The 13,361-nt window shown below is 71.5% G+C and carries 13 protein-coding genes and 1 pseudogene; 4 read left to right on the top strand and 10 right to left on the bottom strand.

Going from position 1 to position 13,361, the window contains the following annotated elements; all coding sequences use genetic code 11:
• Nucleotides 1–40: 40 nt before the first annotated feature.
• Nucleotides 41–1,489: a carboxylesterase/lipase family protein gene (locus BMW88_RS29560; protein ID WP_089956820.1), complete on the bottom strand. Its 1,449-nt coding sequence runs from the start codon at nucleotides 1,487–1,489 to the stop codon at nucleotides 41–43.
• 27 nt (nucleotides 1,490–1,516) lie between these two features.
• Nucleotides 1,517–2,434, bottom strand: coding sequence for an MBL fold metallo-hydrolase (locus BMW88_RS29555; RefSeq protein WP_089956818.1), 918 nt, complete (start codon nucleotides 2,432–2,434; stop codon nucleotides 1,517–1,519).
• 137 nt (nucleotides 2,435–2,571) lie between these two features.
• Between BMW88_RS29555 and BMW88_RS29550 the strand changes: the two genes are divergently transcribed.
• Nucleotides 2,572–3,453: a helix-turn-helix domain-containing protein gene (locus tag BMW88_RS29550; protein WP_089957152.1), complete on the top strand. Its 882-nt coding sequence runs from the start codon at nucleotides 2,572–2,574 to the stop codon at nucleotides 3,451–3,453.
• A 64-nt stretch (nucleotides 3,454–3,517) separates the two neighbouring features.
• On the opposite strand, the gene BMW88_RS44090 is transcribed toward BMW88_RS29550, so the two are convergent.
• From BMW88_RS44090 to BMW88_RS29525, 6 genes and pseudogenes are all read right to left on the bottom strand, one after another.
• Complete coding sequence (locus BMW88_RS44090) at nucleotides 3,518–3,649, bottom strand: hypothetical protein (protein WP_281249460.1); 132 nt, start codon at nucleotides 3,647–3,649, stop codon at nucleotides 3,518–3,520.
• A 32-nt stretch (nucleotides 3,650–3,681) separates the two neighbouring features.
• Nucleotides 3,682–4,599: a fumarylacetoacetate hydrolase family protein gene (locus BMW88_RS29545; RefSeq protein WP_089956815.1), complete on the bottom strand. Its 918-nt coding sequence runs from the start codon at nucleotides 4,597–4,599 to the stop codon at nucleotides 3,682–3,684.
• The gene (locus BMW88_RS29540; protein ID WP_425434703.1) at nucleotides 4,571–4,921 is read right to left on the bottom strand and encodes a sigma factor; all 351 of its coding nucleotides are present in this window, start codon (nucleotides 4,919–4,921) and stop codon (nucleotides 4,571–4,573) included. Before BMW88_RS29540 ends, BMW88_RS29545 begins: the two co-directional genes overlap by 29 nt.
• 155 nt (nucleotides 4,922–5,076) lie before the next feature.
• Nucleotides 5,077–5,868 (bottom strand): class I SAM-dependent methyltransferase, encoded by a 792-nt coding sequence (locus BMW88_RS29535; RefSeq protein WP_089956811.1) that lies wholly within the window; start codon nucleotides 5,866–5,868, stop codon nucleotides 5,077–5,079.
• 265 nt (nucleotides 5,869–6,133) lie between these two features.
• Nucleotides 6,134–7,041: pseudogene (locus BMW88_RS29530) on the bottom strand (IS5 family transposase).
• A gap of 105 nt (nucleotides 7,042–7,146) precedes the next feature.
• Nucleotides 7,147–7,770, bottom strand: a complete 624-nt coding sequence (locus BMW88_RS29525; protein WP_089957147.1) for a DUF1345 domain-containing protein — start codon at nucleotides 7,768–7,770, stop codon at nucleotides 7,147–7,149.
• A gap of 844 nt (nucleotides 7,771–8,614) precedes the next feature.
• Here BMW88_RS29525 and BMW88_RS29520 point away from each other — a divergent pair.
• Nucleotides 8,615–9,106 carry a MarR family winged helix-turn-helix transcriptional regulator gene (locus BMW88_RS29520; RefSeq protein WP_177221443.1) on the top strand — a complete coding sequence of 164 codons (492 nt, stop codon included), beginning with the start codon at nucleotides 8,615–8,617 and terminating at the stop codon, nucleotides 9,104–9,106.
• Here BMW88_RS29520 and BMW88_RS29515 read toward each other — a convergent pair.
• Entirely contained in the window at nucleotides 9,090–10,166 is a 1,077-nt protein-coding gene (locus BMW88_RS29515) for an LLM class flavin-dependent oxidoreductase (protein WP_089957144.1), read from the bottom strand. The two genes, BMW88_RS29520 and BMW88_RS29515, sit on opposite strands and share 17 nt — an antisense overlap.
• Nucleotides 10,167–10,219: 53 nt before the next feature.
• Here BMW88_RS29515 and BMW88_RS29510 point away from each other — a divergent pair, with 53 nt between their 5' ends.
• Both BMW88_RS29510 and BMW88_RS29505 read left to right on the top strand, forming a co-directional pair.
• Nucleotides 10,220–10,855 (top strand): NADPH-dependent F420 reductase, encoded by a 636-nt coding sequence (locus BMW88_RS29510; protein ID WP_089956805.1) that lies wholly within the window; start codon nucleotides 10,220–10,222, stop codon nucleotides 10,853–10,855.
• Nucleotides 10,856–10,958: 103 nt separating this feature from the next.
• A complete protein-coding gene (locus BMW88_RS29505; protein WP_089956803.1) occupies nucleotides 10,959–12,068 on the top strand; it encodes a DNA alkylation repair protein in 1,110 nt (369 codons plus the stop codon).
• A 9-nt stretch (nucleotides 12,069–12,077) separates the two neighbouring features.
• On the opposite strand, the gene BMW88_RS42225 is transcribed toward BMW88_RS29505, so the two are convergent.
• The coding region (locus tag BMW88_RS42225; protein WP_177221441.1) for a hypothetical protein at nucleotides 12,078–13,361 on the bottom strand (1,284 nt) is incomplete at its 5' end.

The following is a 13,361-nucleotide window of genomic DNA, read 5'->3' as shown; positions in this document are numbered from 1 at the left end:
TTCAACGCCGGCCCGGGACGGGGTGAGTCCCGGCGCGAGCTCAGCGGGGTTCGGCCCCGAGCACCCGCGCCACGGGGTGGTGCGGGTCGTACGCGGCCCAGCCCGGCTCCCCCGTGCCGGCGAACGCGACCCAGGCGCCGTGCACCCCGGCCGCGAGGCCGGGCGGGACGGGGCCGGGGCCGAGCAGGCCGGTGTCACCGTGCAGCCAGGGCTCGTCGGCGACGTCGAAGACGAAGGGCAGTTCGACGGTGTGGGCGGCGCCGAGCCGTCCGTTCAGGGCCGTGGAGCGGTAGCCGAACGAGTAGACGTGCGTGCGGCCGCCCGAGATCTGCGCGTGGGCGCGCGCCATGCGCTCGGTACCGGCCCCGAACAGGGCCTTGCCGAGCACCGCGGAACGCAGCTCCCCCGGTGTCGCGTCCGGCAGTGCCGCGCGGAGCGCGGCGACCTCGGCCTCCGGATCCGCGTGCACCCTGGCGGCGACGGCGAGCACGTCTGCCTCCGTGGACGACTCCAGGTCGCCCCGCGGCACGACGTAGAGGTGGCCCTCCTCGGTGTTGGTGCCGATCAGCAGGTCGACGTCGCGGGCGGGGCCGTCGGCGAGACCGTCGGCGGGCTGGACCGTGCGGACCAGGCTGAACGGGCTGAGGCCGGCCAGCGGGTCCGTGGCACCGGCGGTGCGCAGGTCCAGCCCGGCCAGTGCGGGCAAGATCTCGAGGAAGCGCTCGTCCGGGATCGCGGCGAACGCTTCGGCGGTCGGCGCGACGCCCAGCGCGGCGGCCGCCGCGGCGGTGACCCGGCGCGCCTGTTCCGTGGTGAAGGCGCCGGTGCCGCTTCCGCTCTGCATGATCGCCCGCCGGAACAGGCCGGTGGCCTCCGGCGTCGCGAGCAGCGCTCCGACGAGCGTGGCGCCCGCGGACTGGCCGAAAACCGTGACGTTGCCCGGGTCGCCGCCGAACGCGGCGACGGTGGCGCGCACCCAGCCGAGCGCGGCGAGCACGTCGAGCAGCCCGCGGTTGGCCGGGGCGCCCTCCAGGTCGAGGAAACCGGGGATGCCGAGGCGGTAGTTCACCGTCACGAGGACGATGCCGTCGCGGGCGAACGCGCTGCCGTCGTGGAGCGGGGCGCGGGCCGAGCCGGTGACGAACCCACCGCCGTGCACGAAGACCATGACGGGGCGCCTGCCGTCGTCGGCGGCGGGCGTGCGGACGTCGACGGTCAGGTACTCCTCGCCCCGGACCCAGCCCGGTCCGAAGTAGGGGCTCATGTCGAGCCGGCCGAAGTCGCGGACCGGTTGGGGCGCTGTGGGAGGAGGGCGCGTGCCGTCGCGAACGCCGGGCCAGCCGGGGTGCGGCGCGGGCGGGGCGAACCGGCGGGCGCCGATCGGCGCTGCCGCGTAGGGGATGGCGCGGTAGAACTCACCGGAGTCGTCGCGGACGCCGCGCACGGCGCCCGCCGGGGTCTCGACGACCGGGTCTGCGGGCCGGGTCATGGGAAGCGCTCCGTTTCGGTTGTGGTGTCAGGAGATGCGGGAGAAGGGCGCCCACTGCTTGATCGAGAACTTCGACCCGGTGCGCTCGACCTCCGCGGCGCCCTGGCCGCCGAAGTGCGCGGGGAAGACGAGTGCCCTGTCCTCGGCGGCACGGCCGAGCAGCTCGTGCCGGGTGGCCCTGGACTCGGCCGGGTCCTCGCAGAAGCAGGAGTTGACGTCCGGCTCCACGATCTGCAGCGGGCTGTGCAGCAGGTCCCCGACGAACAGGGCCCGATCACCGCCGGAGTCCAGGACGAGCACGGACGAGCCGGGGGTGTGCCCAGGGGCGAGGTCGAGCCGCAGGTTCGCGTCGATGCGGTACGACCCCTCCCACAGGTGCGTCAGCCCCGCCTCGTGGACCGGCGCGACGCTGTCCTCGAAGACGTTCTGGTTCCCGCGGCCCAGCACGGACCTGTGCTCACCCGCCGGGTCCCAGAACTCGAAGTCCCGCCGGGTCATCAGGTACGTGGCGTTGGGGAACGTCGGCACCCAGGCGCGGCCGTCGAGCCGGGTGTTCCAGCCGACGTGGTCGACGTGCAGGTGCGTGTTGACCACGACGTCGACGTCCTCGGGCCGCACGCCGGCGGCGGCGAGGTGGTCGAGGTAGTCCGTGTCCAGCCGGCTCCAGATCGGCGAGTACGGCCGGTCCTTGTGGTTGCCCACGCCGGTGTCGACGAGGATGGTGCGCCCCTCGCTGCGCAGCAGCCAGGACTGGACCGCCGCGTGGCACTCGTCCGTTCCCGGGTTCCAGAAGTCGGGCGCCAGCCAGCCGCGGTGCTCGTCCCACGAGCCGCCGGAGCTGTCCGGGAAGAACTGGGCCGGGGTCATCTCGACCGAGCCGTAGAACTCCTCGACTCGGGTGATCGTGACATCGCCCAGGACGATCTGGTCGGGTTCCTGCTGCATGTGCTCCGCCCTCGGTTCGTGGTCTGCGTCCGGCCGGGACCGAGCCTGGCCGCGCGGACACGCCCGAACCACTCCCGCGTTGTCCTACCCCTCGCGGGGTGTGGCTGGGCACCGGCCGCGCCCTGGACACTGGGAACATGGACGGACCCGGCCCACTCGGCGACTTCCTCCAGGCCCGACGCGCGCTGCTGCGGCCGGAGGACGCCGGCCTGCGCGATCTCGGTCCCCGCAGGCGGGTGGCCGGGCTCCGGCGCGAGGAACTGGCCGAACTGGCGGGCGTCAGCGTCTCGTACTACACGAGGCTGGAGCAGGGGCTGTCCCGCGGGGCCTCGGCCGAGGTGCTCGACGCGATCGCCCGCGCCCTGCTGCTCGACGACCACGAACGCGAGCACCTCACCCGGCTCGCCGACGCCGGCCGCCGCACGCTCCCCGCGCGCCGGTCCCGGCCCGAGAAGCTCGCCGACGAGACGCGGGACCTGCTGCGCGCCGTGGACGGCGTGCCGGCCGTGGTGCTCGGCCGTCGCACGGACGTGCTGGCGTGGAACACCCTCGGCCACGCCCTGCTGGCGGGCCACCTGGACTTCCGCGGCCCGGACACCCCGGCGGGGCGGCCGAACACGAGCCGGATGCTGTTCCTCGACCCGCACTGCCGGGAGCTGTACGCGGACTGGAAGCGCAAGGCCCGCACGGTGGTCGCCAACCTGCGGATCACCGTCGGCAGGCACCCGCGGGACCCGCTGCTCGCCGAGCTCATCGGCGAGCTGACGATGAAGAGCCCGGAGTTCGTCGCGCTCTGGGGCGACCACCGCGCGGCGCCCTGCGACGTCGCGTCCTACGAGCTGCGCCATCCCGTCGTCGGCACGGTGACCGTGACGCAGCAGACGCTGTCGATCGCGCGCTCACCGGACCAGTCGCTGATCGTGTGGACGACTGTCGCCGGCTCGCCCTCCGAGGAGGCGCTCGTCCTGCTCCGGCAGCTCGGCGGCGACCGGACGGCCGGCGCGCGGGCCCTCCGCTAGCGCCGGTTCGACAGGATGCCCCCGACCTGCTCCAGCATGTGGTCGACGTCGTCCGCCTGGTAGATCACCCGAGCTGTTCGGCCTCGCGCGCGTACCCGGCCGCTCGCGGTGCCTGCCAGGCGACCGCACCCGCCTGCGGCATCGTGAACCCGATCTGCACGGGCTCCCCCGACGTCGTTGCTACTGCTTTGAACACTGCCTTGTGGTGACGCGCTCGCACCGGAGGCGTCAGAGGATGCGGTGCTCGACCGTGCCCACGCCGTCGATGTCGAGGCGCAGGTAGTCCCCCGGTTGCAGCCAGCGCCCGATCTCCATCCCGGAGCCACCGACGAAGGTGCCGGTCGCGAACAGCTCGCCGGCGTGGAGCCGCTCGCCCGCCGAAGCGTGCGCCAGCACCTCGCCGAGGGACCAGCGGGACCGGCCGGCGTCCGGGTTCGCCACGGTCTTCCCGTTGATCTCCACCCGTGCCCGCAGCTTCGTCCACTGTGGAAGGACGTCCGCGGCGGACACCGCCGTGCTCGACAGCGAGGTCAGGAAGTGCTTCGCCTTCTGCGGTCCGAAGCCGCTGTTCATCTCCGCGATCTGGACGTCTCGCGCGCTGAAGTCGCACAGGACGACGAACGCGCCGATGGCCTGCTCGGCTTCTGCGGGAGAGGCGTCGAGCAACGGGCTGCGCAACACGAACGCCAGCTCCAGCTCGTAGTCCAGCGCCTTTGTGTAACCAGGTGCGCGCACCACGGTGCCACTGGGCACGATGGTGGCGGCGTTGCCCATGTAGTAGATCGGTTGCCGGTACCACAGGGGCTTGGGGCGAAACGCCGGGAAGACCGAGCGGGTGACGGCCTCGTAGGCCCGTGCCAGCCCCGCCACACCGCGCCGGTAGCGCCCGACGTACCCGCGGGCCGCGTCGATGTTGTGCTGCTCGTACAACATGAAGTCGCGGAACGACAACGGCTGGAACGGCAGCAGGAGGTCTCCCTCGGCCACGCCGTCGGCGAGAGCGCGCTCCGCCTCCCAGGACGGGGCGAAGGGCGACTCGAAACCGAACGCCGTCCTCGCGTCACCGGCCGCCCACTCCTCATCGGGGTGGTCCCGCGTCTCGACCAGGATCGAGTTCTCAGCCGCGAGACGACGACGAATCTGCATTGGACCTTCCCAGGGAAAGATGTTCGTGGAAGAAGCCGTGCCGCGCCCCGCCTCCGCCGGCGGTCCGCCCCTCGGTCACGACGCTGTGCGCCACCGCGAGGAGCCAGCCGCGCACCGCTCCCTTGCTGCCGAGCAACTCTCCCGGACGGCGCCACGCGCGCAGGAGCGTCTCCTGCACGACGTCCTCGGCTGCCGCTCTGTCCTCGCACAGCCGGGTCGCGTACGTCAGCACCGCTCTGCCGTGGTCTTCGAAGAGCCGGCGGATGAGCACCTCATCGGCAACAGTGTCTCGTGCGCGGCACATCGTCTTCGTCTTCCACATCTTCGAGCAGTCGAACCGGTCAAGTGGTCCAGGTCTACCCCGCGCCCGGCGCCGGATGACCGGCCCGCCGCCAGGAGGACACCCGCGTCCCCTGTTTCGTTCCCATGCGGGCCCTGTTCGCCGACTCCGCCCAGCGCCGCGCTGTCCCGCCGGGGTCAGGGGCGGCGGCCGCTGCCGATCAACGTCGTGGCGTCGAGCTCGGTCAGGCCTTCGCCGCGCATCGACTCGAGGTAGCGCTCGCGCACGGCGTCCAGCTCGCTCACGGGCACCTCCGCCAGCACCTCGCGAAGCCCGGAGCCGACGATCACGAGCCACGCCACGTCGGGGGTCATCGCCAGTGCGAGCGGGCTGACCGTCACCTCGACGTCGACGAGACCGCGTGCGCGCAACCACTTCGCGTACGCGTCCGCTCGGTCGATGCCCTCGGTCTGCCCGGCCGGCGGGGCGGGCACGCCCTCACCGACGGCACGGCCGAGGTGCCGGCCCGCCGCGGCCATCGCCCCGTCCTGCCAGATCGTCAGGACCACTCGCCCACCGGGGCGCGCCAGGCCGACCAGGTGCTCCGTCCCCGCCACCACATCGGGGAAGGAGAGGATGCCCAGTGCCGACTGGACCAGGTCGTAGCCGCCGGAGGTCCAGGTGGTCACGTCCGCCTGGCGAGCGCGCAGCTGGGGCAGGTCCTTCGCCAGCCACCACAGCTCGTCGATCATGGAAGCCGACGGGTCCACCGCGTCGACCAGGCCGTGCCGGCCGACGAGCCGCGCGGCGGGGATCGCCGAAGTGCCCGTGCCGCAACAGGCGTCGAGGACCCGGTCACCCGCCCCGGGCCTCGCGACCACCACCGCCGCCGCACCGATCGGCTCCCACAGGCAGCGCCTCAACCCGGTGAAGTCCGCCGCCGCGGCGTCGAACTGACCGCGGATCCGGGCCCACCGGACGTCAGCCATGCCGACCTCGCTGTTCGCATACCGCTCCGATGTGGACGGTCTCGAACGACTGCCGACCCTCCGACGCCGCGGCCCACCCCGGCATGGTCGGCAACGAGCGGGACGAGCACAAGGTTCCAGCACCTACGTGCTGTTCATCGGAGCCATCCGGACATCACGTGGTGAGCGGCTGGGCGCTCCCCGGTCCGACGAACACCGCCTCGCCCACCGGAAGGTGAGCGAGGCGGTGTTCCGATGGCGGAGCGGGCCGGACCTAGGTCGTGTTTTAGATGTGGCGTAGCCAGATGTTGATGGCGGCGACGTGGATGGTGGCCTGGTAGCGGAGGGCGAGTTTGTCGTAGCGGGTAGCCACCGTGCGGTGTTGCTTGAGCATGCTGATACCGCATTCGACGGCGTGGCGCTGTTTGTAGACCTGCCGATCGATCGCCGGTGGCCGCCCACCTGCGGAGCCTTTGGCCTTGCGATGGGCGGCCTGGTCACGGGGCTGGTCGATGGTCGCCTTGATCTTCCGCTGCCGTAGATAGGCCCGGTTGGCCTGGGAGCTGTACGCCTTGTCCGCCAGGACCCGGTCGGGTCGGGTTCGTGCCCGGCCGGGGCCGAGGCGCGGTACCGAGATCTGCTCGAGCACGGGCGTGAACTGCGGGCTGTCGCCCCGCTGCCCGGCGGTGACCAGCAGCGACAACGGCCGTCGGCCCTGCTCGCAGGCCAGGTGCAGCTTGCTGGTCCAGCCGCCGCGTGAGCGGCCCAGCCCGTGATCGTCGGGCTCGGTTCCGCCGGCCGGGGTGTCGGGCGGTTCGACCTGCAGATCCCCCTTTTCCGTGCTCCGGCGGCGTGCTGGTGCGCCCGCATGACGGTGGAATCCACTGACACGTCCCACACGATCAGCCCGTCGGCATCGGCACGGGCCTGCAACGCGGTCACAATCTGCTGCCAGACTCCGGACCGCTGCCAGCGGCGGAACAATCCGTACACGGTCTGCCAGGGACCGTAGTCGGGCGGGATGTCGCGCCACGGGGCACCGACGCGCACCCGCCATCAGATGCCGTCGATCAACTGCCTTTTGCTCCACTTCGGCGGGCGACCCGGTTTACGCCCGACGGGCAGCAGCGGTTGCAGCACCGCCCATTGCGCGTCGGTCAGGTCGGCCCGCCCCGCTGCCGCTACGCTGGCCACGAGGTCTCCGGTACTGCAGGTTTGCTTGGTCGCTAACCCACTTACCGGAGATCTCGCCACGTTCCGGCACCGACACGCCGCCGGTCACCACCTTTGAAACACGACCTAGTCCCCGGTCACGACCCCGATCGCGATGCCGAGCGTCGCGGTGTTGTAGACGAATGCGAGCACGCTGTGTGCGAGCACCCGCACGCGCACGATCGAACCGTTCGTGTCGACGTCCGAGACCGCGAACGTCGTCCCCACGGTGAAGGCGAAGTACGCGAAGTCCGCGTAGGTGGGCTCAGGAGAACCCGGGAAGACGAGGATCTGCTCGGGCAGCGCGCGGTAGTAGGCCTGCGCGTACCGCTCCGCGTAACCGAAGTGCAGGATCGCCCACGCCAGGAGCACCGCGGGCACCGCGATGACCTTGTTGACCAGATCGGCGGTCTCATCGCCGCCGTCGACACCCATCACGATGGAAAGGCCCGCGGTGATACCGGCGATGCTGGTGAAAATGGTGAACAGCAGCCCCGCGCGGGGGCCGAGCGCCAGGCTCAACCAGTTCTCGCCCAGCTTCCCGCGCCTGCTGGCACGGACTCGCGCGACGCGGATTCCCAGGTAGATCAGGGCGAAAACATCCCACAACGTGATCCAACCCCGGTTGTCGGAGAAGAAGATCATCACACCGAGGAGGATGAGAACGGCCTCAATGGCGCGCGACAGCGCACGTTGAACAGTCTTGATCATGTGGAGCATTCCTAGCTCACTCGGACATCAGGACAACGGCCACAGCTGAACAACTCAATTCGCACGCTCTGCTCACGGCGCCATTCGGATCGTGGAGCCGACTTCGGTCGTCCGCGTGCGACCAGTGCCGGAACCAGGTTCTCCGATCCGCGCCGGACGACGATCCACACAGGACCGGCGGAGCCGCGGAACCGCTGAACTTTCAGCGCGGCAAGCGTACCAAGCTGACCACATCCTGATGCCGAAAAACGCAGCCACCACTGGCCCGAGCCCGGGTTTGCGCAGTTCAGCGCACCGGGAGGACGAGCACCACACTTCGACTCACCGTCTCATATGGACAGCTTCGCCGGTTTTCCGGGACGATCGCCGCCCGGTTGCAGCCCGCGCAACGATCGGTGCGATGGCACAGGCCAGGGCATGCCAACCAGTCGAGATGCATGCCCTGACCTGTTCCCCTGACACTTCAGCCGTCCACCGCGTCACTTCCACGGCGGTGGCATGAGAGCAACCATTCACACCTCCTCGCTGCAAGAGTTCGCCCGACCACTGAACATCGCGGATTCGCCGGAATGCAACGAAGTTCGCGGAAAGTGCGAAACAATGTGTTCCGCCGGTCCCCTCCGTGGTTGGCGGCAGGCGGCGCAACGGATCGAGTCGCGTTCCACGAGAGGCCGTTCGTTCCGAGTTCCGCGCGATGTGGCTGTTGACGTTCACCGGAACCGGTTCACCCGGCCGACGAGCCGCGCCGGTGGACGCGGAGGCCGCGACCGCTCGCCGAACTCCTTCGCCGGTCCTGGGCCCGCGTCGGGAAACGTGCGGCCGGCCTCCTTGTACGCTGGTCCACGTGAGCCGGACTCGCAAGACCACGCACGACGAGGCCGACGGCGATGACGTCGGCTTGGCCTTGGGCGTGCTGCTCCGTTCCTACCGCGAGGTGGTCACGCCCGCACTGAGCGGGTTCCCGCACGGCGCTCGCGGCTACGAGACCATGCGCGAGGTGCTCAGAGGTGAGCGCCCGAGCCAGCTCGCGCTGGCGAACCGGCTGGGCCTCGACCGCACGGTCATGACCTACCTCATCGACGACCTGGTCGCCGCGGGCTTCGTCGAGCGCCGGGTGAACCCGCAGGACCGCAGGCAGAGGCAGATCGTGGCGACAGCCCGCGGTCGTGCCGCGGTCAGCGACCTCTGCGAGCAGGTCGCGGCAGCCGAGCGCATCGTCCTGGCCGGGCTCGACCCCGCCGAGCAGGAGCTCTTCCGGCGCCTGCTGGGCAAGGCCGCGGCGGCGAGAGGCGATCACTCGTTCGAGACGTGCCTGACCGTCATCGGCGAGCAGTGACCCTGCCCGCGAGCTCGTCGACGGACGTGTCGCCGAGCTCGGCCTTCACGATCGGCGCGACCTTCGTGCCGAACAGTTCGATCGCGCGCAGGTGTGCGGCCTGCGGCAGTGCGCCCCAGTCCATGTGCAGGTAGTGCCGCACGTGTCCGTAACGGGCGTGTAGGGCCAGGATCCGCTCCGCGACCTCCTCGGGCCCACCCACCATCAAGGCGCCGCCGGGCTTGACCCCGGTGTCGTAGGACTCGCGCGAGGGCGGCAGCCACCCGCGCTGAGCGCCGACCGTGCGCATGAACCGGTCGTAGTGCGGCCACCACTCCTCGCGAGCCCGTTTTCCTCCGTCGGCGAGGAATCCCGGCTGTCCGATGGTCACCAACGTCTGCTGCGGGGAGTTGCCCAGCTCCTGGGCGGCACGCCGGTACAGGTCGACGAGCGCCGCGTTGCGGGTCGCGCTACCGCCGAGGACACCGGTCGCCAGCGGGAGCCCGAGCTTGGCGGCGCGCACCGCCGACCCCGGCGAGCCGCCGACCCCGACCCACAGGGGAAGCGGCCCGCGTTCGGCACGCGGCGGGATGTACTCCCCGTTCAACGGAGCCCGCGTCGTGCCGCTCCACACGACGTGCTCGGACTCGTTGACGGCCTTCAGCAGTTCCAGCTTCTCGCTGAACAACCGGTCGTAGTCGGTCAGGTCGTAGCCGAACAACGGGAACGACTCGACTGACGAGCCGCGCCCCGCGATGATCTCGGCACGTCCGTGCGACAGCGCGTCGACAGTGGCGAACTGCTCGTAGACGCGCACCGGGTCGTCCGTGCCCAGCACGGTCACGGCGCTGGACAGCTTGATCCTGCGCGTTCTCATGGCTGCCGCCGCCAGGACGGGCGCCGCCGAGGAGGCCGGGAACTCCGGCGTGTGGTGCTCGCCGATCCCGAACCAGTCGAGACCCACCTGCTCGGCCAGCTCGATCGCCTCCACGATGTTCCGGATCGCCTGCGCCTGTGCGACTCGGCCACCGGTCACCGGATCGACGTCCGCGTCGCCGAACGTCGCCACACCCAGTTCCATGATCACTCCCGCCCTGGTTGAACCATCTGTAAATCAGACAGTATGTTCAACAGATGAATTCGGGAGTTTCTTCCCCGGCCGTGGGGATCATCGGCGGCGGCAGGCTCGGCCTGACGATCGCCCGCTTGGCGCTCAAGGCCGGCCACCGCGTGGGAGTCGCGTCCACGAGCAGTCGCGCGGAACTCGAGCTCGTCCTGGAGTTCATGGCTCCCGGCGCCATCGCCGCCGACGCCGGCGAACTGGGCCGCGCGGCGGAGGTCACGATCTTGACCGTTCCGCTGCACCGCTACCGCGAACTGCCGCGGGAGGCCTTGTCCGACCGGGTCGTCGTCGACGCCATGAACTACTGGCCGGAGGTCGACGGGAGGGTGGCCGACTTCGAGTCCGGGCGGACGAGCAGCGAGGTGGTGCAGGAGTTCCTGGGCTCCGCGCGAGTGGTCAAGTCGTTGAACCAGATCGGCTACGGGGAACTGGAGTCGTCGGCGAGGCCTCCCGGCGCACCCGACCGCCTCTCGGTCGCGGTGGCGGGAGACGACGCACCGGCGCGAGGAGTCGTGGCGGCACTGGTGGAGACGCTCGGGTTCGACGCCCTCGAACTCCCCTCACTGGCCGACGGGCGGATGATCCAGCCAGGAGCGCCGTGCTTCGGGCAGCCCTTGTTTTCTCGCGTCAGGCGGTCGATCGGGTGACTCGCCCCGCCGCGGCGAGGCCGGCCATCCGCGTCAACAGATCTCACCATCCGCTACATTGGAGCCTATAGCGCAGCTACCACCCCTGCTACCGGAGGACCCCATGCCCACCGCCGATGAACTCCTGGGTCCCGCCGCGGCGGACGGCCTGGTCGCCGTGATCGCTCGCGCCGCACCGGGCAAGCCGCTGCACCACCTGCGCCGTGCCGCCGCGGGACTGGCCGGGCTGAGCCTCCGGGAACGCTGCGACCTGCTCGCGGGGGCGGTGCTGGACGATCTTCCCGGCGACTTCGCGAGCCTGGCGGCGGTCGTCGGATCGGCCCTGCCGGACGAGGAGCTGACCGGCTGGCCGGTGTGGCCGGTGACGGAGGCGGTGGCCGCTCGCGCGCTCGCCGAGTCACCGCCCGCGATCGTCGCGGCCCTGCACCTGCTCGCCGAGCTCACCTCTCGGCTGACCGCCGAGTTCGCCATCCGCCCGCTGCTGTCCGCAGACCCCGACACGGCGCTCGCCGTGGTGCGCACGTGGACCGGGCACCCCGACGAGCACGTGCGGCGACTGGCCAGCGAGGGCACCCGCCCGCACCTGCCGTGGGCTCGCGCCGTCCGCGCGCTGCGGGACAGTCCACACAGGACCCTGCCGGTGCTGGACGCGCTGTACCGCGACGAGAGCGACTACGTGCGGCGCTCGGTCGCCAACCACCTCAACGACCTCAGCCGCGCCGACCCGGACCTCGTCGTCGCCACGGCCACGCGCTGGCTCGCGGCACCGGACGCCAACACCCGGCGCGTCGTCCGGCACGGGCTGCGCACGCTGGTCAAGAAGGGCCACCTCGGGGCGCTGGCGCTGCTGGGGTTCGGCTCCGCCACCGGGGTGTCCGTGCGCGGCCCGCTGCTCGACCGCACGTCGGTGGCGCTCGGCGAGGACCTCTCGTTCCAGGTCGTCCTCAGCAACACGGGCGAGTCCACCGCGAACCTGGCCGTGGACTACGTGGTGCACCACCTCAAGGCCAACGGCACGCGCACGCCCAAGGTGTTCAAGCTGACGACCCGTGCGATCGACCCCGGCGAATCGCTCACCCTCAGCCGCAAGCACTCCTTCCGCCGGATCACGACGCGGACCTACCACCCCGGTGAGCACGAGATCGAGGTGCAGGTCAACGGCATCGCCTCCGGCCGGGTGGCCTTCCACCTGAGCACCGCCGACGAGCACTGACCCCGCCGGTCACGACTCCTTCTGCTTCTTGGGCTTCGCGGCGCCGATCACCGACGGGGGCAGGTCCTCGCCGGGGACCTCGAACAGGTCGCCGCCCATGATGTAGCTGGCGGAGCGGTGTTCCTTGTCGTCCTCGCCCCTGCCACCGGCACCGGGAGCCATCGGGGCGCCGGCCATGCCGGCACCGGCCACACCGGCCGTGCCGGGACCGGCCATGCCCATCATGCCGGGACGGGCCGCCTGGCCCTGCACACCGGCCGAGCCACCGGGCTGCATCGCGCCGCCGGCACCCGCGCCACCGGCGCCACCACCGAACGCGCCACCGGCTCCACCCGCGCCGCCACCGCCACCCGCGCCGCCGCCGAACGCACCGCCACCGCCACCCGCGCCGCCGAACGCACCGCCACCGGCTCCCATCGAGGGGGTGAACGGCATGGGACCACCCCTCAGGCCCGCACCGCCGGCACTACCGGCACCGGCACCACCTCCGGCACCGCCGCCGCCCGGACCGGTGTAGCCGGGTGCGGTGGGCGTGAAGCCCCTGGGGTTCTGCGGGGTGTAGTTCGGGTTCGCGATGTCCCTGCCCACCACCGGGGGCTTCGGGATCTGCGGGGTGTACTGGCCGCCGCCCGGCTTGGCCGTCGAACCACCGGCACCCGTGCCCGGCGTGTATCCCGGCATCTGCGGCGTGTAGTTGCTGCCACCACTGCCGCTGGTGTGCGTGCTGCCCGTGTTGCCCGGCGCGGTGTGGCCGGGTGCCTGCGGCGTGTAGGTCGCGGCGGCGGTGGTGGTGCTGGTGCCGGCCGGGTTGTAGGTGGGCACTTCCGGGGTGGAGCCCGCGCCGCCACCCGCGCCAGCGCTGCCGGAACCCGCGTAACCGGGTGCGGACGGGGTGTAGGCCGCCGCGGCGGGCTGGTTCACCGCGGCGCCACCGGCTCCGGCACCACCGTTGACGTCCGGAGGCGCGGCCACGGCACCGGCACTCGCGGCCTGCGTCGACATCAAGCCGTCCACACCGCCGAGCGTGGGCGTGGCACCCAGGCGGGCCCTCATCATCACCGGTTCCTCGACCTGGCCGGTGTTGGGGTTGAACGGCGGCGTGAAGGCCGGCACCGACGAGTCGATCTGCCGCGAGTGGTCCTCCATGGCGGTCATCACCGACACCGCCTCCTCGTGGGCCACGCGCGAAACCACGTTCGCGATGGCGATGTCGACGGAGGCCAGCACGAAGGCGGGCGTGCCCGGCTGCGACAGCGCCGCGGCGGCCTTGTTCCAGTCGAACTCCACCGGCGC

Source organism: Lentzea xinjiangensis (genome assembly GCF_900110955.1).
In the GTDB taxonomy this organism is placed as follows: Bacteria; Actinomycetota; Actinomycetes; order Mycobacteriales; family Pseudonocardiaceae; genus Lentzea; species Lentzea xinjiangensis.
The sequence above is the reverse complement of the archived record's forward strand: the minus strand, read 5'-3'. Positions and strand labels throughout refer to the sequence as shown.

Excerpts from the sequence above, each read along its gene's own strand:
- BMW88_RS29560 (WP_089956820.1), bottom strand. The coding sequence starts at position 1,489 with ATGACCCGGCCCGCAGACCCGGTCGTCGAGACCCCGGCGGGCGCCGTG.
- BMW88_RS29555 (WP_089956818.1), bottom strand. The coding sequence starts at position 2,434 with ATGCAGCAGGAACCCGACCAGATCGTCCTGGGCGATGTCACGATCACC.
- BMW88_RS29550 (WP_089957152.1), top strand. The coding sequence starts at position 2,572 with ATGGACGGACCCGGCCCACTCGGCGACTTCCTCCAGGCCCGACGCGCG.
- BMW88_RS29545 (WP_089956815.1), bottom strand. The coding sequence starts at position 4,599 with ATGCAGATTCGTCGTCGTCTCGCGGCTGAGAACTCGATCCTGGTCGAG.
- BMW88_RS29540 (WP_425434703.1), bottom strand. The coding sequence starts at position 4,921 with ATGTGGAAGACGAAGACGATGTGCCGCGCACGAGACACTGTTGCCGAT.
- BMW88_RS29535 (WP_089956811.1), bottom strand. The coding sequence starts at position 5,868 with ATGGCTGACGTCCGGTGGGCCCGGATCCGCGGTCAGTTCGACGCCGCG.
- BMW88_RS29525 (WP_089957147.1), bottom strand. The coding sequence starts at position 7,770 with ATGATCAAGACTGTTCAACGTGCGCTGTCGCGCGCCATTGAGGCCGTT.
- BMW88_RS29515 (WP_089957144.1), bottom strand. The coding sequence starts at position 10,166 with ATGGAACTGGGTGTGGCGACGTTCGGCGACGCGGACGTCGATCCGGTG.
- BMW88_RS29510 (WP_089956805.1), top strand. The coding sequence starts at position 10,220 with ATGAATTCGGGAGTTTCTTCCCCGGCCGTGGGGATCATCGGCGGCGGC.
- BMW88_RS29505 (WP_089956803.1), top strand. The coding sequence starts at position 10,959 with ATGCCCACCGCCGATGAACTCCTGGGTCCCGCCGCGGCGGACGGCCTG.